This window comes from Mesorhizobium sp. M0870 (assembly GCF_040319775.1).
Taxonomy (GTDB): domain Bacteria; phylum Pseudomonadota; class Alphaproteobacteria; order Rhizobiales; family Rhizobiaceae; genus Mesorhizobium.
Window position 1 is genome coordinate 26079 of record NZ_JAMYOI010000042.1, and the last position, 20137, is coordinate 46215.

At 63.2% G+C, this 20137-nt stretch carries 16 protein-coding genes and 2 tRNA genes; 11 read left to right on the forward strand and 7 right to left on the reverse strand.

Annotation, left to right across the window (positions count from 1 at the left end; genetic code table 11):
• Nucleotide 1: 1 nt before the first annotated feature.
• The gene (locus NKH97_RS30740) at nucleotides 2-3382 is read right to left on the reverse strand and encodes a hypothetical protein (protein ID WP_352799570.1); all 3381 of its coding nucleotides are present in this window, start codon (nucleotides 3380-3382) and stop codon (nucleotides 2-4) included.
• A gap of 95 nt (nucleotides 3383-3477) precedes the next feature.
• On the opposite strand from NKH97_RS30740, the gene NKH97_RS30745 reads away from it, so the two are divergent.
• Nucleotides 3478-3945: a peroxiredoxin gene (locus NKH97_RS30745; protein WP_128305433.1), complete on the forward strand. Its 468-nt coding sequence runs from the start codon at nucleotides 3478-3480 to the stop codon at nucleotides 3943-3945.
• A 151-nt stretch (nucleotides 3946-4096) separates the two neighbouring features.
• The gene (locus NKH97_RS30750; RefSeq protein ID WP_128305434.1) at nucleotides 4097-5401 is read left to right on the forward strand and encodes a M23 family metallopeptidase; all 1305 of its coding nucleotides are present in this window, start codon (nucleotides 4097-4099) and stop codon (nucleotides 5399-5401) included.
• Between the two features lie 49 nt (nucleotides 5402-5450).
• Here NKH97_RS30750 and NKH97_RS30755 read toward each other — a convergent pair whose 3' ends face one another.
• Nucleotides 5451-6680, reverse strand: coding sequence for a M20 metallopeptidase family protein (locus NKH97_RS30755; protein WP_352610545.1), 1230 nt, complete (start codon nucleotides 6678-6680; stop codon nucleotides 5451-5453).
• Nucleotides 6667-7845 (reverse strand): M24 family metallopeptidase, encoded by a 1179-nt coding sequence (locus tag NKH97_RS30760; RefSeq protein WP_128305436.1) that lies wholly within the window; start codon nucleotides 7843-7845, stop codon nucleotides 6667-6669. Before NKH97_RS30760 ends, NKH97_RS30755 begins: the two co-directional genes overlap by 14 nt.
• Nucleotides 7846-8066: 221 nt before the next feature.
• Here NKH97_RS30760 and NKH97_RS30765 point away from each other — a divergent pair, with 221 nt between their 5' ends.
• The 5 genes from NKH97_RS30765 (at nucleotide 8067) to NKH97_RS30785 (ending at nucleotide 12997) form a co-directional block, all read left to right on the forward strand.
• Complete coding sequence (locus tag NKH97_RS30765; RefSeq protein WP_128305437.1) at nucleotides 8067-9233, forward strand: ROK family transcriptional regulator; 1167 nt, start codon at nucleotides 8067-8069, stop codon at nucleotides 9231-9233.
• The gene (locus NKH97_RS30770; protein WP_128305438.1) at nucleotides 9230-9994 is read left to right on the forward strand and encodes an ATP-binding cassette domain-containing protein; all 765 of its coding nucleotides are present in this window, start codon (nucleotides 9230-9232) and stop codon (nucleotides 9992-9994) included. The genes NKH97_RS30765 and NKH97_RS30770 overlap by 4 nt, the downstream gene beginning before the upstream one ends.
• A gap of 38 nt (nucleotides 9995-10032) precedes the next feature.
• Complete coding sequence (locus NKH97_RS30775; RefSeq protein ID WP_013532176.1) at nucleotides 10033-11073, forward strand: sugar ABC transporter substrate-binding protein; 1041 nt, start codon at nucleotides 10033-10035, stop codon at nucleotides 11071-11073.
• 144 nt (nucleotides 11074-11217) lie between these two features.
• A complete protein-coding gene (locus NKH97_RS30780) occupies nucleotides 11218-12213 on the forward strand; it encodes an ABC transporter permease (RefSeq protein ID WP_023810300.1) in 996 nt (331 codons plus the stop codon).
• A gap of 13 nt (nucleotides 12214-12226) precedes the next feature.
• On the forward strand, nucleotides 12227-12997 hold the full coding sequence (locus NKH97_RS30785) for an SDR family oxidoreductase (RefSeq protein WP_023810299.1): 771 nt from the start codon (nucleotides 12227-12229) through the stop codon (nucleotides 12995-12997).
• 61 nt (nucleotides 12998-13058) lie between these two features.
• Here the strand turns inward: NKH97_RS30785 and NKH97_RS30790 are convergent.
• A tRNA-Val gene (locus NKH97_RS30790) sits at nucleotides 13059-13134 on the reverse strand.
• A gap of 216 nt (nucleotides 13135-13350) precedes the next feature.
• On the opposite strand from NKH97_RS30790, the gene NKH97_RS30795 reads away from it, so the two are divergent.
• From NKH97_RS30795 to NKH97_RS30805, 3 genes are all read left to right on the forward strand, one after another.
• A tRNA-Asp gene (locus tag NKH97_RS30795) sits at nucleotides 13351-13427 on the forward strand.
• A gap of 386 nt (nucleotides 13428-13813) precedes the next feature.
• On the forward strand, nucleotides 13814-14374 hold the full coding sequence (locus NKH97_RS30800; RefSeq protein ID WP_023810298.1) for a polysaccharide biosynthesis C-terminal domain-containing protein: 561 nt from the start codon (nucleotides 13814-13816) through the stop codon (nucleotides 14372-14374).
• Nucleotides 14368-15489, forward strand: coding sequence for a glycosyltransferase family 2 protein (locus NKH97_RS30805; RefSeq protein ID WP_023810297.1), 1122 nt, complete (start codon nucleotides 14368-14370; stop codon nucleotides 15487-15489). The genes NKH97_RS30800 and NKH97_RS30805 overlap by 7 nt, the downstream gene beginning before the upstream one ends.
• 53 nt (nucleotides 15490-15542) lie before the next feature.
• Here NKH97_RS30805 and rbsK read toward each other — a convergent pair whose 3' ends face one another.
• Genes rbsK through NKH97_RS30820 form a run of 3 tightly spaced genes read right to left on the reverse strand, consistent with a single transcriptional unit; the run spans nucleotide 15543 to nucleotide 18024 of the window.
• On the reverse strand, nucleotides 15543-16487 hold the full coding sequence (gene rbsK / locus NKH97_RS30810) for a ribokinase (protein WP_023810296.1): 945 nt from the start codon (nucleotides 16485-16487) through the stop codon (nucleotides 15543-15545).
• 4 nt (nucleotides 16488-16491) lie between these two features.
• Nucleotides 16492-16944, reverse strand: coding sequence for an RbsD/FucU family protein (locus NKH97_RS30815; protein WP_023810295.1), 453 nt, complete (start codon nucleotides 16942-16944; stop codon nucleotides 16492-16494).
• Between the two features lie 21 nt (nucleotides 16945-16965).
• Nucleotides 16966-18024, reverse strand: coding sequence for an ABC transporter ATP-binding protein (locus tag NKH97_RS30820; RefSeq protein ID WP_023810294.1), 1059 nt, complete (start codon nucleotides 18022-18024; stop codon nucleotides 16966-16968).
• Nucleotides 18025-18313: 289 nt separating this feature from the next.
• Here NKH97_RS30820 and NKH97_RS30825 point away from each other — a divergent pair, with 289 nt between their 5' ends.
• The gene (locus NKH97_RS30825; RefSeq protein WP_023810293.1) at nucleotides 18314-19978 is read left to right on the forward strand and encodes an ABC transporter substrate-binding protein; all 1665 of its coding nucleotides are present in this window, start codon (nucleotides 18314-18316) and stop codon (nucleotides 19976-19978) included.
• The last annotated feature ends 159 nt before the right edge of the window (nucleotides 19979-20137 follow it).

Genomic DNA, 20137 nt, shown 5'->3' on the forward strand with positions numbered 1-20137 from the left:
ATCACCGGTACTCGAAGATCGACCTGAATATTCCAGGCGCGATCACCGACAGCGGATTGATGTCCAGCAGCGGCTTGTTGGCATTGCCCTTGAGCCGGTAAGTGACACCGATCAGGCCACGGTCGCGACCATTGCCGAGCAGCGCGCCAACGATGGGCAGTTCGCCGAAGATGCGATTGAGGCCATAGACCGGCATGAACGTGCCGGTCATGTCCATGTTGTTGTTCTGGTCGTAGAGCGTGCCCTGGAACGTCGTCCCGATGCGCGGTCCGCGCAGCACGCCATTGGCCAGTTTCAGATAGCCGCTGCCCTTGTCGATCTCGGCGTAGCCGCGTTCGAACTTCACCCGCGATGTGTCCAGCTTGCCCTTGACCGCCTGATTGAGGCTGCGGTTGTCGCCGGCCGGCGTGGTCGAGACGATGGAGGCGAGTTTCGGTTCGTTGACGACGAAAAAGTTGCTGGTGTCGACCTTGCCCTTGAGCGATCCGTCGCTCGGCCCGGCCAGTGCGAGCGTGATCGCGCCGCCTTCCATATGCTCGTAGATGTTGAGGAATCTCAGAATGGCGCCGGCGTCGGCGGACTGCATGTTGAGCGTGCGCCGGCCGGCGCCGGTGGTGTTGCTGATTGATATGGCCGCACCTGAACTGGCCGTGGCGCTGACCTTCAGCCCGTTCACCCGCGAGCCGGCCGCGCTGTAGTCGAGCTTCAGATTGGACAATTGCTCGTCGTGGAAACCGGTCAGCCGGTCGACATCGGCGCTGACGGAAATGGCATCGGAACCGGTGGTCTTGGTAGCCGTGTCGACGTCCGAAATGAACTGCTTGATGAGCGAGCGGGCATCGAGCGCGTTGCCCGATATGTCGACCGCATAGCCCTTGCCGGACCGCTTCACCGACACGGCAACGTCGTCGCCCCTGTTCAAGGTGACCTTGCTGAACCGCGCCGACGACAAGGCGCCATTGACCAGCACGATGCTGCCGTCGACGGAGAACGTCTTTCCGTCGAGGTCGAAATCGGACAGCGTCATGGTCTCGCCGGACCTGGTCATGACGAAGGTGACCTTGGCGGGGACCCCTGCCCCCTTGCTCCAGCCCGCCCAGGGAATGTCCAGCCTGGCGTTGGTCAGGTCGGCCGAGACGTTCTGGTCGCCGCTGCCGTTCTTGTCGATCGCCACCTTTACCGTTCCGGCAAGCAGCGGCTTCAGGCCGGGCATGGCGGCGGCGCGGATCTTGTCGTCAAGCACCAGAGCCACCTTGCGGCTGCGCGCCGGCCCGTCATCCGCGAGCGGCTCTACCAGATCGAGTTCGGCCGGAATGCCGTTCAGCAATGCCTTGGCGGAGATCACCGCCTTCTCCGGATCGACCGTGATCGAACCGTCGGCATCCGTCACGATCTGGCCCTCGAAGGGCTTGGCCAAGGACATACCGGTGTAGTCGAGCGACACCAGCCAATCGAGCTTCGAACTGTCGACGCCCGACTGCAGCGGAATATCAGCCTTGACGTGGCCGGTGACGCTGCCCGACAGGTCTTCCGGCAGAATGCCGACATGGCGCATGGCGTTGATCGGCTCGTAGGATGCGAGTTCGGCGACGGCCGACGCTTCGCCGTCGACGTCGATATCGAGCGCGCCGACGACCGGCGGGCGGTTGGCCGCCTTGACCGTCAGCGTGCCGTTGCTGGCCGCCACGGTGCGGCCGCTGGGCATGTAGACGGTGCCCGAGGACAGGGAGATATCGACATCGTTGCCGTGGAAACCGACGACACCGACCGCGTCGCGTATCGGCGGGATGCGGCCGGCGGTGTCGAAGCGCGATCCCTCGATCTGGAAGCGGCCGAACACCTCATCGGCCGAAAGCGGCACGCCGTTGCCAAGCCGGCCCGGCACAACCTGGAACTGAAGGTTGGCGTCGACAACACGGCCGCCGAACAGATTGGCCAGCACCCACAGCCGGGCATTGCGCGCCGAAAACCACGGCCATAGCTGCTTGACGTGAGAGACCTGCATGTCGTGGATGTTGAACGCCAGATTGATCCCCGGCACTTTGCCGTCGACGAACGCCACGGCGGCGGTGCCAAGCATCTCGCCGGAGCCGGCGGACCGGAGCGCGATCTGCTCGGCGACCAGTTTGTGGCTCACCGTATTGTAGACCCCGGCAATCCGGGCGAGGAAGGTGAGCGCCGGCTCGGGCGACTCCGAAGGCGCAAGCGACGACCCGTCGCTGGTCAGGTCGTAGCGATAGGAGGGTTCTTCACCCACCGCTCCGCTTGCCGGCTTCGGCCCGATCGACCCGGCGAAATCGAATGTCGAGCGGCCGGTCTTCAGCAGCAATCTGTCGACCTGGATCTTGTTGCTGCCCGCAACCAGCGTCGCATTGATATCGACGTCCGCCGGCAGCAGTCCTCGCGTGCCGAGATCAAGGACAGAACCCGTCGACGACAAAGCGGCCGTCAGCCGCGATGCGTTCGCGCCGAACCCTTCCGATCCCGTCAGCTTCAGCGCGACGGTTCCCAGCTTGCCGGCAGCGGCCGCCATGTCGCCGGTATCGGCCAGATCGACGCTCGCATCCAGTGCCGTGACGCGGTGCGCCGCGATATCGCGGGAGGCGGAAGCGGCAACGGTAGCCGTCCTGCCGTCGATGTCCGCCGTGGACGAGAACTGCATGCCGCCCGGGCCTGACTGCACGACGGTGGCGTCGGTGAGCTTGACGAGCTTGATCGCTCCGGTTTCGGGCAGCACGAATTCGACATTGCGAAGGTCGATCCGGCGCAGCGAATCCTCCCGCACGGCATCGAGTGCGTGGTTGATGTTTCCGAACACCGCAGCGGACAGCTTCTCCGGATCGATGAGGCCGTCCGCATTGCGCAGGCCGGCGGTCCAGTCGCCGCCGGACGGCATCGCAGCCACGACGATGCGGGCATCCGAGATCCTGGCGCTGGTCAGCCGCACATCTCCCCACAGCAGCGGGAACAGACGCACGCCGAAGCGCACGCGGCCGGCATCGGCCATCGGCTTGCCGTCCGATGTCTTCAAGCTGACGTCGCTGACCTGGAGCGCGATGAAACTCGAACCGTCGAGCGTGATGCGGGCAGGCCCGACCGCGACATTGACATCGACGCCCGCCAGTTTCTCGAGCGCCGTTTCCGCCTCGGTGCGAAGCCGGTCGGCTCCGATGCCGGAGGCGCCAACCAGATAAACGAGCATGGCGGCCAGCAGCACGAAAGCGACCAGACCGGCGAACAGTCGCGACAGGATGCGAAAACCGCGTCCGATCGACGCCTGACCGAGCGGCGGCACACGGCAGGCGGACGGAAAGGTCCCCAGGTCGGTGATCTCATCACGCCTGAACCGGATCTTCTCGTGCTGCGGTCGCTCCTGATCCACGCAATTTTCCGTTGTACGAACTCGATCGTGGACGAATCCCCGTCCGACACTATATCGGTGTGGCTTCGCGCGTAACCTCAAACAAGGGCATCGGTATGGCTGACCTCGACGTAGGCGATCTCGCGCCGCAATTCGACCTGCCGCGGGACGGCGGCGGATCAGTCAGCCTTGCCGCATCGTCCGGCAAGCCCATCGTGCTCTATTTCTATCCGCAGGACGACACAACAAGCTGCACGCAGGAGGCGATCAGCTTCTCGCAGCTGAAGCCGGAGTTCGAGAAGGCCGGCGCCGCGGTGATCGGCCTGTCGCCCGACCCCGTCAAGAAGCACGACAAGTTCAAGTCGAAGTACAATCTGACCATCGACCTCGCCGCCGACGAGGAGCGCAAGGTGATCGAGGCCTACCATCTGTGGGTCGAGAAATCGATGTATGGCCGCAAGTATATGGGAGTCGAGCGCGCGACGTTCCTGATCGGCCGCGACGGGCGGATCGCCAGGATTTGGCGCAAGGTCCGCGTCAAGGGCCATGCGGAAGAGGTGCTCGAGGCCGTTCGTGCGCTTTGAGATTTTGCCGGCGAGGCCGGCCCGGTTTCCCTTACAACCTTACGCACGCCCGGCGGGCAACCGCTGCGGACAAGTCGGCGCTGCAAGCCTTTGTTAACCTTAATAATGTGTAGTCAAGCTGTCGTGGTGTCGTAAACGAAAGCTTGGTCCCGTGAACGTAACCGGTCAGTCCGCAGTCTTCGGCAGGCGTAAGGAGCCCCATACGGTCATCATCGCCCGGGGCAACGAGATCAGGCATTTCACAATCCGGCCGTGGCTGGCGGCCTTTATCGGCTCGGCGCTGGCCGCCATTGCCATAGGTTACCTCATGGCCACCTCCTATCTCGTCCTGCGCGACGATTTGATCGGCGCCACCACTGCGCGCCAAGCGCGCATGCAACAAGCCTATGAAGATCGAATTTCGGCGCTTCGCGCCCAGGTCGACCGCATCACCAGCCGGCAGTTACTCGACCAGCAGCTGATGGAAACCAAGGTCAGCGAACTGCTTGAACGGCAGAGCCAGCTGAGCCAGCGTCACGGCCGCCTTGGCCCGCTGCTCGAACGCGCCGAGAGCGAAGTCGGCGCAGCGCCGGCCGAATATCCGGCAGCGGTTGCGAAGCCGGACAAACGCGCCGAAGTGACCGGCAGCATCAAGGAGCCCGCGACGAATTATGCGGTCGCCAGCCTGAGCGCCGATCCCGGCGCCGGCGACACAAGGCCGTTCTCGCTGTGGTCGACCCGCTCCGATCCGCTGCCTAGCGCTTCAGCCGCCGATCGTGCCGACAAGCTCTTCGTTTCGATCAACCAATCGCTGAGATCCATCGAGAGCGATCAACTGACCCGCATCAGCACGCTTGCCGACAATGCCTACAAGAGCGCCGATGCCATCACCCAGGCGCTCGAGGCGGCCGGACTGCCCGTCGACAGCGACTTCGGCAAGGGCGACAGCGATGTCGGCGGACCGCTCATTCCGGTCGACAGTTCGATGATGTTCGACAGCAAGGTCAAGGAGTTGGACGAAGCGCTTGACGCCCTCGACCATCTCAAGAAGGAAGCGCGCCAGCTGCCGCTGACCAACCCCGCGCCGGGCCACTCCGTCACCAGCCCGTTCGGCGTGCGCACCGACCCGATCCTCGGCACCGCGGCACTGCATTCCGGCATGGATTTCAGGGCGCCGATCGGCATGGCCGCCAAGGTCACCGCGCCCGGCACCGTCACCAAGGCCGGCTGGAACGGCGGCTATGGCCGCATGGTGGAAGTCGACCACGGCAATGGTTTTGCGACACGTTACGGGCATCTCAGCGAGATCGACGTGACCGTTGGCGAGAAACTGGACGCCGGCGCCGTCATCGGCAAGACCGGCAGCAGCGGCCGCTCGACCGGCCCGCATCTGCACTACGAAGTCCGCCACAATGGCGAAGCGATCGATCCCTTGCGCTTCCTCACGGTCGGCAAGAAGGTCGCCCAGTATCTGTAAGCGATCCTGGGCTCCTGCCCCATGCGCCGATGACCATCATGATGGCTGACTAAGGCGCTCCCGTCGACAGAAACGCCGTCGCTGCCGCAACCAGGGTGGCCGCGCCGACCTTCAGCGCGGCCTCGTCGACACGAAACCGGGCATGGTGGAGCGGAAACACCGATCCGATCTCCTCGTTGCGGATTCCCAGCCGAAAATAGACCGACGGGCGTTTCTCGCTGTAGTAGCCAAAGTCGTCCGCGATCGTCCATCCGGGCGTTTTGAGGACGTTGTCGGCACCGATGCAGGCCTTGGCGCTGGCGGCAATCAGCTCGGTCATCTCGACATCGTTGACGACACCAGGTTCGCCCTTGTGGATGTCGACCTCGACACGCGCGCCGTGGCTTGTCGCTACCCCATCGGCTATCGTACGAACGCGGTGCCAGGCCCGCTCGCGGGTGGCGTCGCTGCCGCTTCGGATGGTGCCTTTCAACGTGACCTTGCCGGCGGTGACATTGTAGGCGTTGCCGCCGTTGATGGCCGTCACGGAAATCACCAGCGGATCGTACGGGTCGATCTCGCGCGAAACGATCTTCTGCAATTCGCTCACCAGGGAGCAAGCCACGGCCAACGCATCGACACCCTCATGCGGTTTTGCCGCGTGCGCCGCCGAGCCGATGACGACCACATCGAAAGTGTCGCAGGCCAGAGTGTAGGGACCGGAGCCGACGGCGATCTTGCCGGTCGGTGTGTACGGATCGACGTGGACGCAGATGGCGGCGTCGATATCGTCGAGAAGCCCCTCTTCCACCACCCGCCTGCCGCCCGACGGTTCGTCCTCCTCCGCCGGCTGGAAGATCAGGCGAACGGTGCCGCCAAAACTGTCCCGCGACTGGTGAAGATGCGCGGCGACCGCGAAAGCCATCGATGCATGGGCGTCGTGGCCGCAGGCATGCATCACGCCTGGATTCGTCGATGCATAATCGACGCCGGACTCCTCCTCGATCGGCAAGGCATCGATGTCGGCGCGAATGGCGACCTTTCGATTTGACGGCTTGCCGGTGCCGACAATATCGACGGCAAGGCCAAAGCCGGCGACGTCGCGAATGTCGGCAATCCCCTGATCCACCAGCATCTGCCTGAGATAACGCTGCGTGCCGGCCTCTTGGTTCGAGAGCTCGGGATTGCGGTGCAGATGGCGGCGGACCTCGATCATCCGATCGAGAATTCCGGCGGCGATATCGGTCGTCACGGTTTTCGCAACACCACCCGCCGTGGCCGAACCCTCAGGATTTGACATGGATCTCTCGCGGGAACTTCGTCAGGGTCTCATGGCCGGTTTCGGTGACCAGGATGGTCTCGCTGATCTCGATGCCCCAGCCGTCCATCCACATGCCGAGGATGGAATGAACGACATTGCCCGGTTCAAGCACGGTCTTGTCGCCCGGCCTGAGGCTGATCGTGTGCTCGCCCCAATCCGGCGGATAGGCAACCCCGATGGAGTAGCCGATGCGCGATTCCTTCTTCAGTCCGTAGCGCTGGATGACCTTGCGCCAGGCGGCTTCGACGGCTTCGGCTGATGTTCCCGGCCTGACCGCGTCGAGCACCGCATCCATGCCCTCGATCACCGCTTTTGCCGTGTCCGAAACATTTGTCGGCGTCTTGCCAAGCTGCATGGTCCTGGCGAGGCCGGCGGCATAGCGGCGGCAGACGCCGGCAAGTTCCAGCGCGATCGTCTCGTTTTCCCCGAACCGCCTGTCGCTCCACATGATGTGCGGCGCCGAGGCATTCTCGCCACCGAGGATTGTCGGTGGAAGCGCGGTGATGTCGCCGGCAAAATCCGGGCTGCCCGCAATCTGCGCCGCCTGGATGGCGGCGATGGCATCGCATTCGCGAACACCCGGCGCAATCACCTCGAAGGCCCGCGTGACGGCCGCTTCGGCCAGGGTCGATGCCTTGCGCAAATACGCGATCTCGGGCGCCGATTTGACCGCGCGGATCCAGTTCACCAGCAGGTCGGCATCGTGCCATTTTGCGTTGGGAAGTCCGGCGACAAGCCGGGCGTGCGCCTTGGGGGAGAAATAATAGGCTTCGAGTTCGATGCCGATATGTCTGCTCCCCCAGCCCCTGGCGACGATCCAGTTTGCGATCCAGTCCATCGGATGGCGATCGACGCGCTGAACATGGTCTTCCGGGAAGCCAACCACGTTTTCCGGCTTCATCCAGGCTGTCAGAAGACCGCCGGCCGCATCCATGGCGCGCCCGATCCAGACCGGCTCGACCTCTTCGATTGGCACGAGCACGACCTGGGGCGTATAGAACGACCAGCCATCATAGCCGGTGATGTAATGCTGGTTGGCAACGTCGTTGACAACAAGGAGCTCGAGACCGCGCTTGGCCATCTCGGTGCGGATTTTTCGTAGCCGCTGTTGGTACTCGTCGCGGGCAAACGGCAATTCGATCATCTTTGCTCCATGCTTTGTCGGATCAACGGTCGCGGGGTTCGCCCACCTTTGAAACGGTTTCGACATGGCGGCAATCAGCCAGGGCGGCGTGTGAGCAGGTCCTGAACCGAATACGTCCTCGAAGGCCTTCCCTGGAAAACTTCGTCGTGAATTTATTTTTGAATTCCATTTGACTGAATAAATAAGCAATGCAAAGCTGCGCTCTCCTAAGGGGCGCAATCATGGCACTGCGGGGGACCAATCAGGAGTTCGGGCGGCCGTACAACCGGCGCATCGTGCTTGAGTCCATCCGCCTGCATGGACCGATCGCCCGCGGCGAGATCGCCCGGCGCGTCGGCCTCACCGTCCAGACGGTGTCGACCATCGTTCGCGAACTGGAAGATCAGGGCTACATCCTGTCGCTGCGCGAAGAGCCGAAGGGGCGCGGCCTGCCGCCAGCGACGCTCCGGATCAACCCCGATGGGGGCTATGCCGTCGGCATCCACATCACTCCGCTTGGTATCAGCGCCGCCTTGATCAATCTGAGCGGCGACGTGATCGAGAGCATCTACCGCGAGGCGCCAAATGCGACGCCGGACCACGCCTTCGAGCTGATCGGGGCGATGGTGGTGGAATTGACCAGACTACGGGCTGGCGGACGGGTGCTGGGCGTCGGCATGGCCCTGCCCGGCCCATTCGACGTGGAGTCCATGAGTTTCGTGGGGCCGACCACCATGACCGGCTGGAAGGATGTAGCGCTGCGCGAACGGCTGGCGGCCTCCACCGGATTGCCGGCCTTCTTTGAAACCGATATGGCAGCAGCCGCCATGGGCGAGCGCCTCTACGGCCTCGGCGCCCAGTTTTCCGAATATTACTATCTCTATTTCGGCGTCGGCCTTGGCGGCGTCATGGTTCATGATGGCAGCGCCTTGCGCGGCGCCTGGGGAAATGCCGGCGAGATCGGGCACATTCCCGTTATTCCGGGCGGCGAGGCTTGCCCGTGCGGCAACAGCGGCTGTCTCGAAAGATATTTGTCGCTCGAGGCGCTCCGGCGCTGGAACGGCAGCGAGGCGGATTGGGTCGCCGAAGTCGCACCGATCTTTCACAACGCCGTCGCCGTCATCGAGAACCTGTTCGACCCGGAGACGGTCATCCTCGGCGGGCTGGCGTCCGCCGACCTGCTCGAAATGCTGGCTGGTTCGGCCGGAGGCCTGCACAACTCCGTCTCGGCTCGCAAGGACCGCACGACGCCCAGGGTTGTGGTCGCACGCGGCGGGCAGCATTCCGTGCTGCGCGGCGCCGCCGCCCTTGCGGTTTCCGGGGTGCTGTCACCTCGCTTCGGGCAGATGTTCGCGGCCGAACGCGAACGCGAGCGCGACCTTCTCAAAGGCAGGGAGATTGCGGCATGAGTGAACCCCTGCTGGTGCTCGACAACGTCACCAAGAACTATGGCGCGATCGAAGCGCTCAAGGGCATCAGCTTCTCGATCGGCAAGGGCGAGGTCGTGGCGCTGCTGGGCGACAACGGCGCCGGCAAATCGACACTGGTCAAGATTATCGCCGGCGGACTGGAGCCGACCTCCGGCCGAATGCTGTTCGAGGGCAAGGAGTTCCTTGCCCGGTCGCCCGCAGAGGCCAAGGCAGCCGGCATCGAGACCGTCTACCAGGACCTGTCGCTGTGCACCAATGTCGACGTGGTCGCCAATTTCTTCATGGGCCGCGAAATCACCAGACAGGTTTTCGGCATTCCCGTGCTCGACGAGCGCGCCATGGAAGCCGTCGTCGGAAAGGCGCTGGCCAGTGCCGGCACCCGCATTCCCTCGCTGCGCGCCAATGTCGAGCACCTTTCGGGCGGCCAGCGGCAAGCCATCGAGCTCAACCGGTTCGTGCATTGGGGCGGCAAGCTGGTGCTGCTAGACGAACCGTTCGCAGCGCTCGGGGTCGAACAGACGCGGCGCGGCCTCGACATGATCCGCCAGGTGGCGAACCAGGGCATCGGCGTCGTCATCATCACCCATATCATGCAGCAGGCTTTTCAGGTCGCCGACCGGATCGTGGTGATCCGCCAAGGCGTCGTGGCCGGCGATGTCGCACGCAATAAAACAAGTCCCGATGCGGTGATCAACATGATCACCGGTGAGACGCTTGCCGGTGCCGGACCGACAGGCTGAGGGACAAAGAGGGGTCCGGCTTAAGAGGAGCGAACGACATGAAGCGAATACTTCTTGCTGTCTTCGGTATCCTTGCACTGGCCTTTGCCACGCTCACGCCGGCATTCGCCCAGTCCAAGGGTATCGTCTACTATATGGTGCCGACCCTGCTGGACGAGTTTCAGACCGGCTCGGTGAGCGCGCTGGAACTGTTCCTGAAGCAGACCGGCTACGAGATGAAGACGCTGAACGCCGACAACAAGACCGACGCCCAGCAATCGCAGATGAACGATGTCATCGCGCTGAAGCCGGCGGCCATCATCCTGGCGGCAGTTGACTTCAATGCACTGAAACCGTCGATCGAGGCAGCCCGCGCCGCCGGCATCCCGGTGGTCGAGTTCGACCGCCAGATCACCTCGACGCCATCCGACTTCACCTCTGTCGCCGGAACGGTCGAGATCGGCTACGTCGCCGCGGACCAGGCCGAGAAGCTGCTGAAAGCCAAGAACGGCTCGGTGAAGGGCAAGGTTCTGCAGGTGCTCGGCGATCCCGGCGATCCCTATACGCTCGACATCCAGAAGGGCTTCGAGGAGAAGATGAAGGCGTTTCCGGACGTCAAGATCATCTCGCTTCCGGCCATGCAATGGGAAGCCAGCAATGCCGGCACAATCGTTGCCGACCAGATGTTGGCAAACCCCGACATCGACCTGATCTTCAGCCATGCCGCGCACCTTTCGGTCGCCGCCGTCGCCTCGCTCGAGGCAGCCGGCAAGAAGCCGGGCGACGTCATGCTGATGAGCTCGAACGGCGCTCCGGTCGGCCTCGACCTGATCCGCAAGGGCTGGCTCAACGCCGAAATCGAGCAGCCGCTCTACGCGCAGGCCGCGGCTGTCGCCATGTTCATGGACAAGATCGTCAAGAAGCAAGAGATCAAGCCCGGTGAATACGACGTGCTCGGCTTGAAATCGACCGTGACCAAGGAAGCCTGGGGTCCGAACATCAAGATCCCCGGTGCCGCCATCACCAAGGAAAACGTCGACAATCCGGCCTTCTGGGGCAACCAGAAGCCGCCGACGGACACCGTCAAGTCGGTCGAATAGTCATTGAAAGCGCTCCGGGCCGTAACGGCCCGGAGCCTGCCCCTTCACACCGCCGCGTCCGAAAGGATGCCGTGGCGAATTTGAATCCGCGCCTTAACCCGACGAAATCGAGTTGATTTCGCGGGGCGCCAACCGGATCAGCCCATGAACCCGCGCACACGCAAAGCCCTGGAGTTCGTACTCGACAACCTCGTCTGGTTCATGCTGCTGTTCGTGCTGGTGGTCTTCTCCATCTTCGTCCCGAACTACTTTCAGCTCGGCATTTTCGCCAACATCATCGAGGCTTCCAGCGTGCTCGGCGTCATGTCGATCGGCCTGGCGCTGGTGATCATCGCCGGCCACATGGATCTGTCGGTCGAATCCGTCGCAGCGCTCAGCGCCATGGCGGTCGGCATCCTGTTTTGCTCGTCGGGCATCGGCATGGGCGTGCAGCTGCATCCCGAATGGCTGATGGTTCCGGTTTCGCTGCTGCTGGCGCTGGCAGTCGGCGGCCTCATCGGCGCCTTCAACGGCTATCTGGTGGTCAAGGTGAAGATGAGCGCCTTCATCATTACCTTGGCGTCCTACATCTGGGTGCGCGGCCTCGTGCTGGTCGTGTCAGGCGGCCGCTCGGCACAGGACCTGGCGCCGGCCATCCGCTGGTTCGGCATCCAGCGCCTGATCGGCTTGCCGCTGACCGCCTGGATCGCGGTTGGCTGCTTCGTCGTCTTTTCGCTGATCATGGCCAAGACGCCGTTCGGCCGGCATCTGGTGATGATCGGCGGCAACGAGACGGCGACCTTCCGCGCCGGCATCCGCGTCAACCGCAATCTCATCATCGCCTTCGTTCTCGCCGGCGCCATTGCCGGCCTTGCCGGCTGGCTGCTGGCGATCCGCACCTCGGGCGCCACCGCCAATCTCGGCGTCGGCCTGCTGTTCAACGCGTTCGCCGCGGTCGTCATCGGCGGGGTCAGCCTGAAAGGCGGTGTCGGCACCCTCCCCGGCGTCTATGCCGGCGTGCTTTTGCTCTCGGCCATCAACACGGCGATCAATTTGATGGGCCTGCCGGCCAATTTCACCCAGGTGATCCACGGCCTGCTGGTGCTGGCGGCCGTGCTGCTCGACGCCTTCAAGCAAACCATTCGCCAAAGACTCGCATGACAGGACGGCTCGCATGACCAATCGGTTACAAGACAAGGTAGCGCTGATCATCGGCAGCGCCCGCGGCATCGGCAAGGGCATCGCGCTACGCTTTGCCGAGGAAGGCGCGAGGCTGGTGCTCGCCGACACCGAGGTCGAGGCCGGGCAAGCCACCGCTGGCGAGTTGGGCGTCCCCTTCATCCGCACCGACATCTCGCAAATGAGCGACGCCGAGGCCGCCGTGGCGCTGGCGCTCAAACTCCATGGCCGCCTCGACGTCATCGTGCAGAATGCCGGCATCTATCCCTGGCAGCTGATCGAGAACACCAGCACTGATGACTGGGACCGCGTCATGGCGGTCAATCTGCGCGGCACCTTCAATGCCAGCCGCGCGGCCCTGGTGCCGATGAAGGCGCAAGGCTTCGGCCGCATGCTCTACACCTCGTCCATTACCGGCCCGCATGTCACCAGCCCGGGCCATGGCCACTATTCGGCCAGCAAGGCCGGCATCAACGGCTTCATCCGCGCCGCCGCACTGGAATTCTCCGGCTACGGCATCACCGTCAACGGCGTCGAGCCCGGCAACATCCTGACCGAAGCCATCGAGCTGCATCGCGGCGCGGCTTACATCAAGAACATGGAGGACTCCATTCCGCTCGGCCGCCTCGGCAGCCCGCGCGACGTCGCCAACGCCTTCCTGTTCCTCGCCTCCGACGATGCCAGCTACATCACCGGCACGACCATTGTTGTCGATGGCGGACAGCTGCTGCCCGAGGGCAATGATTTCCGTCTGTTGCCGCCTTGAGTGCAGCACGAACCAGACGACTCGGGTCCGTGTCTGGCAACAGTTTGAATGGACTATGGAATGGTGGGCGATGACGGGCTCGAACCGCCGACATCTTCGGTGTAAACGAAGCGCTCTACCAACTGAGCTAATCGCCCGCTCCGGGCCGGACCTTTAAGCGGTCAGGGTCCGCTTCGCAAGGCCAAATGAATGCAGGACGCCCTGGTTGGATGCCGGTTTTGCCAACAAAACGCCGGCTGTCAAAAAACCTTCTCCTGTTTGCTGTTATGCTGTCCTGTCACGCTTGACACCCGGTGGCGAACCCCTTATCCAGCGCCCCAACGACGAACACGGCTGACACGTGTTCGCCATGCGCGGGTGTAGCTCAGTTGGTTAGAGTGCCGGCCTGTCACGCCGGAGGTCGCGGGTTCGAGCCCCGTCACTCGCGCCATTTCTCTCAAGGGTATCAAGCCCTTGGCTTCAGAGAAATGTCGACATTGATTGTCAAAAAATCATCTTGGATGAGGCAACTCGGATTGTCTCGGATCTGAGTTTGATCTCCCAAGCATAGACCCAGGAACCGCCTCTGCAACGTCGGCATTGACGACGCCGCGCTCTGGTCGCGTCAACCGGCGCAAGCAAGGCGCCGCCCAAATCCTGTCAGTCGCACGCCGGCGCGCACCCGCACGTCTGGCCATCCCCTGTCTCCGATCCCATCCAACCGCCCCCGAAAAAGTCATCATGGCTGCACGAACCTGTGAGCTCGATCAGGACATCCATCGAAAATTGTGAGAGGAAGGTCGATCTGAAGGCAGTCAAACAGCGGGGACTTTGTTCATGAGCGATCACACCAGCCTGAATCTTCTGGAGACCACACTTGCCGCCGCCCAGCAGGATCAACGGACTCTGGACGAGCAGCGGCAAAGCACCACGCCTCTTGTGGACGGCATGTCCTTTTTCGACAGCATCCGGCACAATGACGACCGCGGCAGCGTCACGGAGATCTATGACCCGCGCTGGGGTTGGCATGCCGACCCGCTGGTCTTTTCCTACATGTTCACAATTCGCCCTGGCTTGGTGAAAGGGTGGGGCCTGCACAAGCTGCACGAGGACCGCTATTTTGTGATCAGCGGCGAGATGGAACTGGTCCTTTATGACCCTCGCCCCGAATCCAGCACATACGGCAAGATTTCGAAGGTTTACCTCTCCAGCAATCATCCACGCCTGGTCAATATTCCGAAATTTGTCTGGCATGCCGACCGAAACATCGGAACATCCGACGTGGTCGCCATCAACTTCCCAACGATACAATACGATCACGCAAATCCCGATAAGTATCGCCTGCCGATCGATACCGATCTCATCCCCCATGATTTCGGCAGCGCGAAGGGATGGTGAGCAAGCCCCGCTTTTCCATCCTCATGCCGACGCACTCGCGCGTGGATGTCATCGGTGTGGCTATCCAATCGGTGCTGGACCAGACCGTCGACGATTTTGAATTGCTGGTCGTCGGCGACGGCTGCGCGGCCGGCACGGCCGAGGTGGTCGAAGCCTTCCATGACAGCCGCATTCGTTTCTTCGATCTCCCCAAGGCGCCGAACTTCGGCTACGCGAACCGCAACATCGTGCTGCGTGAGGCACGCGGCGAGCTGATTGGCTTTGCCGCCGATGACGACCTCCTGTTTCCGGATCATTTTGAGATCCTGGCGGATGGCCTCAAAACTGGAGCTGCCATCGCGTACAGTCAGGCGCTGTGGGTTTCCACCGATGGCATCGCAGCCCCCTTCCTGACCAATCTGGACCTGGCCGACGAGTTCAGGGGGTTCACTGAGGTCGGCAACACGATACCCGCCAGTTGCTTCCTGTATCGGGCCGATTGCCTGCCGTCGCGAGATGTCTGGCCCGAAGACGTCGCATCGGCCGGGGACTGGCAATTGTGGCGGCGAATCATGCGCGAGAATCCGCGAAACCCCTTCACCTATTGCCGCGTTCCAACCGTCCTGCATTTCAGCGCCGCATGGAAAAAATCACGGCACTCCGCAGTATCCCAACTCGCCACACTGCTTGATATCGCCGACAGAGCCGGCTGGTGGCCTTCGGCCTTGCGAGTCTGGATACCGAACGCCAGCAAGGAACAATCCGAATACTCGCGCCTCATGCGCGTTGATCCCAGGGCCTGGAGCGAGCAGATGCGCCGTGCCGTCGGGGATCTGGTAGCGCGCCTTGCCTGGGAGGATGTGCAGACGATCCGACCGATGCTTGCAAGCGCTGAAGCCGAGAAGGCGACATTGCATTCTGAAATCTCAAGGTTGCGCAGTGCGCTTGAGGCGGCTCACCAAAGCAGCGTCGGGCTGCAGAGCGCCGCTTCGGATGCCAGGAACGAGAAGGACGAGATCGAACAAAGGTTGCAAGCGTGCCAGATGCAAGTCGCGGCCTTGCATCAGTCCAGAAGCTGGCGCTTCACAGGCCCGCTGCGCAATATCTCCACAAGCTTGCGTTCGAAAAAACCATAGGGCCTCAAGAACTGGCCGGAGGCGGCGTCAGCGGCCAGTCAGCCAAGCCGATCTTATCCCCCAGCCAGCAGCGCCTCGACCTCCCGAAGCGTCGGCATTGACGGCGCGGTCCCTGGCCGGGTCACCGAAATGCCAGCGACGGCACAGGCGAAGCGCACCGCTTGCAGCGGCTCCACGCCCCTCGAAAGTGCTGCGGCAAGCCCGCCATTGAAGGCATCGCCTGCCCCCGTGGTTTCGGCCACCGGCCCGGCACTGACGGCTGGAACATGGTCCGAGCGGGTCTTAGAGTGCAAAAGCGCGCCCTTGTCGCCGAGCGTGACGATGACCGTGCCGACCCCCTTTTCGAGCAGGCTGTCCGCGGCGCGCCGCGCCTCGTCGACCGAGGACACCTTCATCCCGGTCAGTTCCTCCGTCTCGGTCTCGTTGGGTGTGAGGTAGTCGCAGAGCGTGTAGATGCGGTCGGGAAGCTTTGCCGCGGGGGCCGGATTGAGGATCGTCGTCACCCCTGCCCCACGCGCGATCTCCAGCGCCCGCATGGCTGCTTCGATCGGCTGTTCGAGTTGGGTGACAAAGACGCCGGCACCGCCGATCAGCCCGGCATTGGCCTCGATATCGGCTGACGAGATCAGCATGGCGGCACCGGGGCTGACGATGATGGCGTTGTTGCCGGTGGTCTCCTCGACGAAGATGTAGGCGGCACCGGTGTAGCTTTCCGGCGTGTCGATGACGGCATTCTTGACGCCCGCCTGCGCCCAGGTCTGCCTGGCCATGTCGGCGAAGGGATCGACGCCGAGGCGGGTGAGGAAGGTGACGTCGGCGCCGAGCTTCCCGGCGGCCACGGCCTGGTTCGAGCCCTTGCCGCCCGGCCCCAGCGTGAAGGATGTGCCGAGGATGGTTTCGCCCATGCGCGGCTGCCGCTGCGCCCTGTAGGCGGTGTCGGCGACGAACACACCCAGGATGACGACCGGCTTCATGACGACCGGCTTGCCCGAAGCCATGCCGCTACTCCGCATCCGGCGGCACGACGCCCTTGCGGAAGGCGAAGCAGCCGTAGAAGCGGCGCTCACCTGTCTGGATCACGCAATAGGCCTGTTTGGCGCGCTCGTAGAAAGCATAACGCTCGACCGCGATCATCGGCCACGACTTGCCCTCGGCGTTGTCGACCTCCTTCTGCACTTCGCTTTGCACGGGCGGAATCTCGTCCGGCTTGCCGACAATCTCCATGCGTGCGGCCGAATCATCGACGAATGTGTCGAGCGGGTAGAGCGACAGCACCGCCTTGACCACTTGCGCCGCCGAGGCATCGATGCGCAGCACGCGGCCGAGCGCCGTCTGGCGCGCCACCGAATCGGACGGAAAATTGGTGTCGGCGATGATCAGATCATCGCCATGCCCCATTGCCCGCAATGCCTGCAGCACGTCGGCATTGAGCAGCGGGTTGATGCCTTTGAGCATGGTATTCCTCGTGAGTTGGGATCAGAGACGCTTGCCGGTCTCTGCGTCGAAAAGGTGGATCTGATCGAGCCGGGGCTTCAGGGTCAGCGTGTCGCCGGGCTTGAAGTCGTGCCGCTCACGAAACAGCGCCACCATCTCGCCGTCGCCGAAGCGCAGGAACACCAGCGTTTCCGAGCCGGTCGGCTCGACCACCGAAATCTTCGCTGGCACGCCATCGGGATGGATCTCGAGATGCTCCGGGCGCACGCCATAGACGACAGCCTGGCCATCCTGCGCTGCATTGCCTGGTGCAATCGGGAACAGCGTGCCTGCAATGTCGACACCGGGCCTGGCACCCTTGCGCATGACGCCCTTGAGCAGGTTCATCGAGGGCGAACCGATGAAGCCGGCGACAAACAGGTTGGCCGGTCTGTCGAACAGTTCGAGCGGCGCGCCGACCTGCTCGATGCGGCCGTCGCGCATGACGACGATCTTGTCGGCCATGGTCATGGCTTCGATCTGGTCGTGGGTGACGTAGATGGTAGTGGTCTTCAGCCGCTGGTGCAGCTCCTTGATCTCGGTGCGCATCTGCACGCGCAGCTTGGCGTCGAGATTGGAGAGCGGCTCGTCGAACAGGAACACTTGCGGATTGCGCACGATGGCGCGGCCCATGGCCACGCGCTGGCGCTGGCCGCCGGAAAGCTGGCGGGGATAGCGCTTCAGATAAGGGTTGAGGTCGAGGATATCGGCGGCGCGCTTGACCCGCTCGGCGACCACGGCCGGATCGGTTTTCCTGAGCTTGAGGGCAAAGGCCATGTTCTGCTCGACCGTCTTGTGCGGATAGAGCGCATAGTTCTGGAACACCATGGCGATGTCGCGCTTGGCCGGCGGCAGATGATTGACGACGCGGTCGCCGATGGCGATCGTGCCGGCGGAGACGGTCTCCAACCCAGCCACCATCCTGAGCAACGTGGACTTGCCGCAACCCGAAGGGCCAACCAGCACCACGAACTGTCCGTCTGCGATATCGACGCTGACTTCGTGCAGAACCTTGACCGTTCCAAAGGCCTTGGCCACCTTGCTGATCGCGACTTGCGCCATATCTCCCCCATCGGCTCCATTAGCCGTAGGCGCAGAAGCTACCCAACGCGACCTGCCAGGGCAAGTCGGTCTCTTATAGATAAAAACCCGCTCTCGTTGACACGGCGTTTGGTTGTGAGAATAGTGGCAGGCGCTGGTCAAAATGTCGGTACCCGATCCGCAGGGAATTTCAATCGACGCAGGGTGGGGTCCTGCCTAATTCGTTTCCGAACCGGGGAGCATCCTTGGCGCTCCAGCGTCCGACAGTTGGCCGATTTATTCACACTGATGTTCTGGGAGGAAATAGGCGATGAGAACGGGTCTTTACGAGAAACTGGTTCGTGCCGGCGCCACAAGGCGCGACATATTGAAGGGCGCGGCCAGCATGGCCGCGATCGCAGCCGCATCCGGCGCCGGACTTGGCGCCTTGACGCGACCGGCCTCCGCGGCAAGCGAATTGCGCTCCAAAATCCTGCAGATCCCCGGCGTCGGCAAAGGCCAGCCGACGGACGCCGATTTCCAGAAGGTCGGTGAACTCTGCCTCGAGGCGACCAAGGCCAACGTCAAGGAAGGCGAATTCGCCGGCGTCGAGCTGACCTTCATGGGTCTCAACAACCAGAACCTGCACAATGTGCTGTTCCGCGGCTTCCTGAAGCCATGGGAGACCTATACCGGCGCCAAGATCAACTGGATCGACCTGGCGCAGGCCGACTACAACGCCCGCCTGCAGCAGTCGATCGCCACCGGCACCGTCGATTTCGACATCATCGAGATGGGCGCGCCGTTCGAAGGCGATGTCTGCGGCAAGGGCCTGACCTCGGAAATGCCGGATTGGGTCAAGGACCAGATCGACATGAAGGACGTCGTGGCCTATCTGCAGCCGCCGGTCGGCACCTGGGACGGCAAGCAATACCGCGTGACCGTCGACGGCGACGCGCACAATTTCAACTACCGCACCGACGTGTTTACCGATGCCGACCTCGCCAAGGCCTGGAAGGACGGCGGCGGCGAAGGTGAATGGGGCGTGCCGAAGACCTGGCAGCAGGTCCAGGCGGTGACGAAGTTCCTCAAGGGAAAGAAACTCAAGGACCAGGACGTCTTTGGCTATCTCGACGCGCCCAAGGCGTGGGGTGGTTTCGGCTTCTATTTCCTCGGCAGCCGCGCTAGCGCCTATGCCAAGCATCCGGACGACAAGGCCTGGCTGTTCGACGCCGACACGATGAAGCCGCGCGTCAACAATCCGGCCTGGGTGCGCGCCATCCAGGACGTCATCGACGCGCTGCCGTCCGAACCCGCCGACCAGATCAACGCCGATCCGAACACGACCGCCTTCCAGCAGTTCCTGGCCGGCACCGGCTCGATGGTCACCTGGTGGGGCGACGTCGGCTCCAACGTCAAGACCAACGACTCTTCCGTCGTCGGCGACGTCACCGGCTTCTCGATCCTGCCTGGCTCGGACGATGTCTACAATGCGAAGACCGGCGCCTGGGACAAGCTCGCCAGCGGCCCGAACTATGCGCCCAACTGCGCCTATCTCGGCTGGGGCGTCTATGTCATGGCCCGCGTCGATGCCGACGAAAAGAAGAAGAAGGCGGCATGGTCCGCCGCCGCTCATCTCGGCGGCAAGGACCTGTCGATCTGGACGGCGATGTATCCATCGGGCTTCCAGCCTTACCGCAACTCGCATTTCGACATTCCCGAATGGGTGGCGGCCGGCTACGACGAGGCGTTCATCACCTCCTACCTCAAGTCGGAATCCGACAGCTACAACCATCCGAACGCGGCGATCGAGCCACGCATCCCCGGCATCTTCCAGTACTACAGCGCCGCCGAGGACATCCTGGCCAACACTTTCGCCGGCAAGATGAAGGCGCAGGAAGGCGCCGACGCCATTGCGGCGGCCTGGGAGAAGCTGACCGACCAGATCGGCCGCGACAACCAGATCAAGCTCTACAAAGCTTCGCTCGGCATGTAGGCTGGCCTATGAACCGTGGGGGGGGGGGCCCCCCCGCCCCCCGTAAAAACAGCCCCGCGCCCAGCGCGCGCACCACAACGGGGCGTGTTGGGGGGGGCACCAGGGGCACCGGGACCCCTGGGCCGGCGCGGACGGGGCCGCCGCAGTGGGGTAGGCCCG

Excerpts from the sequence above, each read along its gene's own strand:
- NKH97_RS30815 (WP_023810295.1), bottom strand. The coding sequence starts at position 16,944 with ATGCTCAAAGGCATCAACCCGCTGCTCAATGCCGACGTGCTGCAGGCA.
- NKH97_RS30785 (WP_023810299.1), top strand. The coding sequence starts at position 12,227 with ATGACCAATCGGTTACAAGACAAGGTAGCGCTGATCATCGGCAGCGCC.
- NKH97_RS30760 (WP_128305436.1), bottom strand. The coding sequence starts at position 7,845 with ATGATCGAATTGCCGTTTGCCCGCGACGAGTACCAACAGCGGCTACGA.
- NKH97_RS30770 (WP_128305438.1), top strand. The coding sequence starts at position 9,230 with ATGAGTGAACCCCTGCTGGTGCTCGACAACGTCACCAAGAACTATGGC.
- NKH97_RS30755 (WP_352610545.1), bottom strand. The coding sequence starts at position 6,680 with ATGTCAAATCCTGAGGGTTCGGCCACGGCGGGTGGTGTTGCGAAAACC.
- NKH97_RS30820 (WP_023810294.1), bottom strand. The coding sequence starts at position 18,024 with ATGGCGCAAGTCGCGATCAGCAAGGTGGCCAAGGCCTTTGGAACGGTC.
- NKH97_RS30765 (WP_128305437.1), top strand. The coding sequence starts at position 8,067 with ATGGCACTGCGGGGGACCAATCAGGAGTTCGGGCGGCCGTACAACCGG.
- NKH97_RS30780 (WP_023810300.1), top strand. The coding sequence starts at position 11,218 with ATGAACCCGCGCACACGCAAAGCCCTGGAGTTCGTACTCGACAACCTC.
- NKH97_RS30745 (WP_128305433.1), top strand. The coding sequence starts at position 3,478 with ATGGCTGACCTCGACGTAGGCGATCTCGCGCCGCAATTCGACCTGCCG.
- NKH97_RS30800 (WP_023810298.1), top strand. The coding sequence starts at position 13,814 with ATGAGCGATCACACCAGCCTGAATCTTCTGGAGACCACACTTGCCGCC.
- NKH97_RS30775 (WP_013532176.1), top strand. The coding sequence starts at position 10,033 with ATGAAGCGAATACTTCTTGCTGTCTTCGGTATCCTTGCACTGGCCTTT.
- NKH97_RS30805 (WP_023810297.1), top strand. The coding sequence starts at position 14,368 with ATGGTGAGCAAGCCCCGCTTTTCCATCCTCATGCCGACGCACTCGCGC.
- NKH97_RS30825 (WP_023810293.1), top strand. The coding sequence starts at position 18,314 with ATGAGAACGGGTCTTTACGAGAAACTGGTTCGTGCCGGCGCCACAAGG.
- rbsK (WP_023810296.1), bottom strand. The coding sequence starts at position 16,487 with ATGGCTTCGGGCAAGCCGGTCGTCATGAAGCCGGTCGTCATCCTGGGT.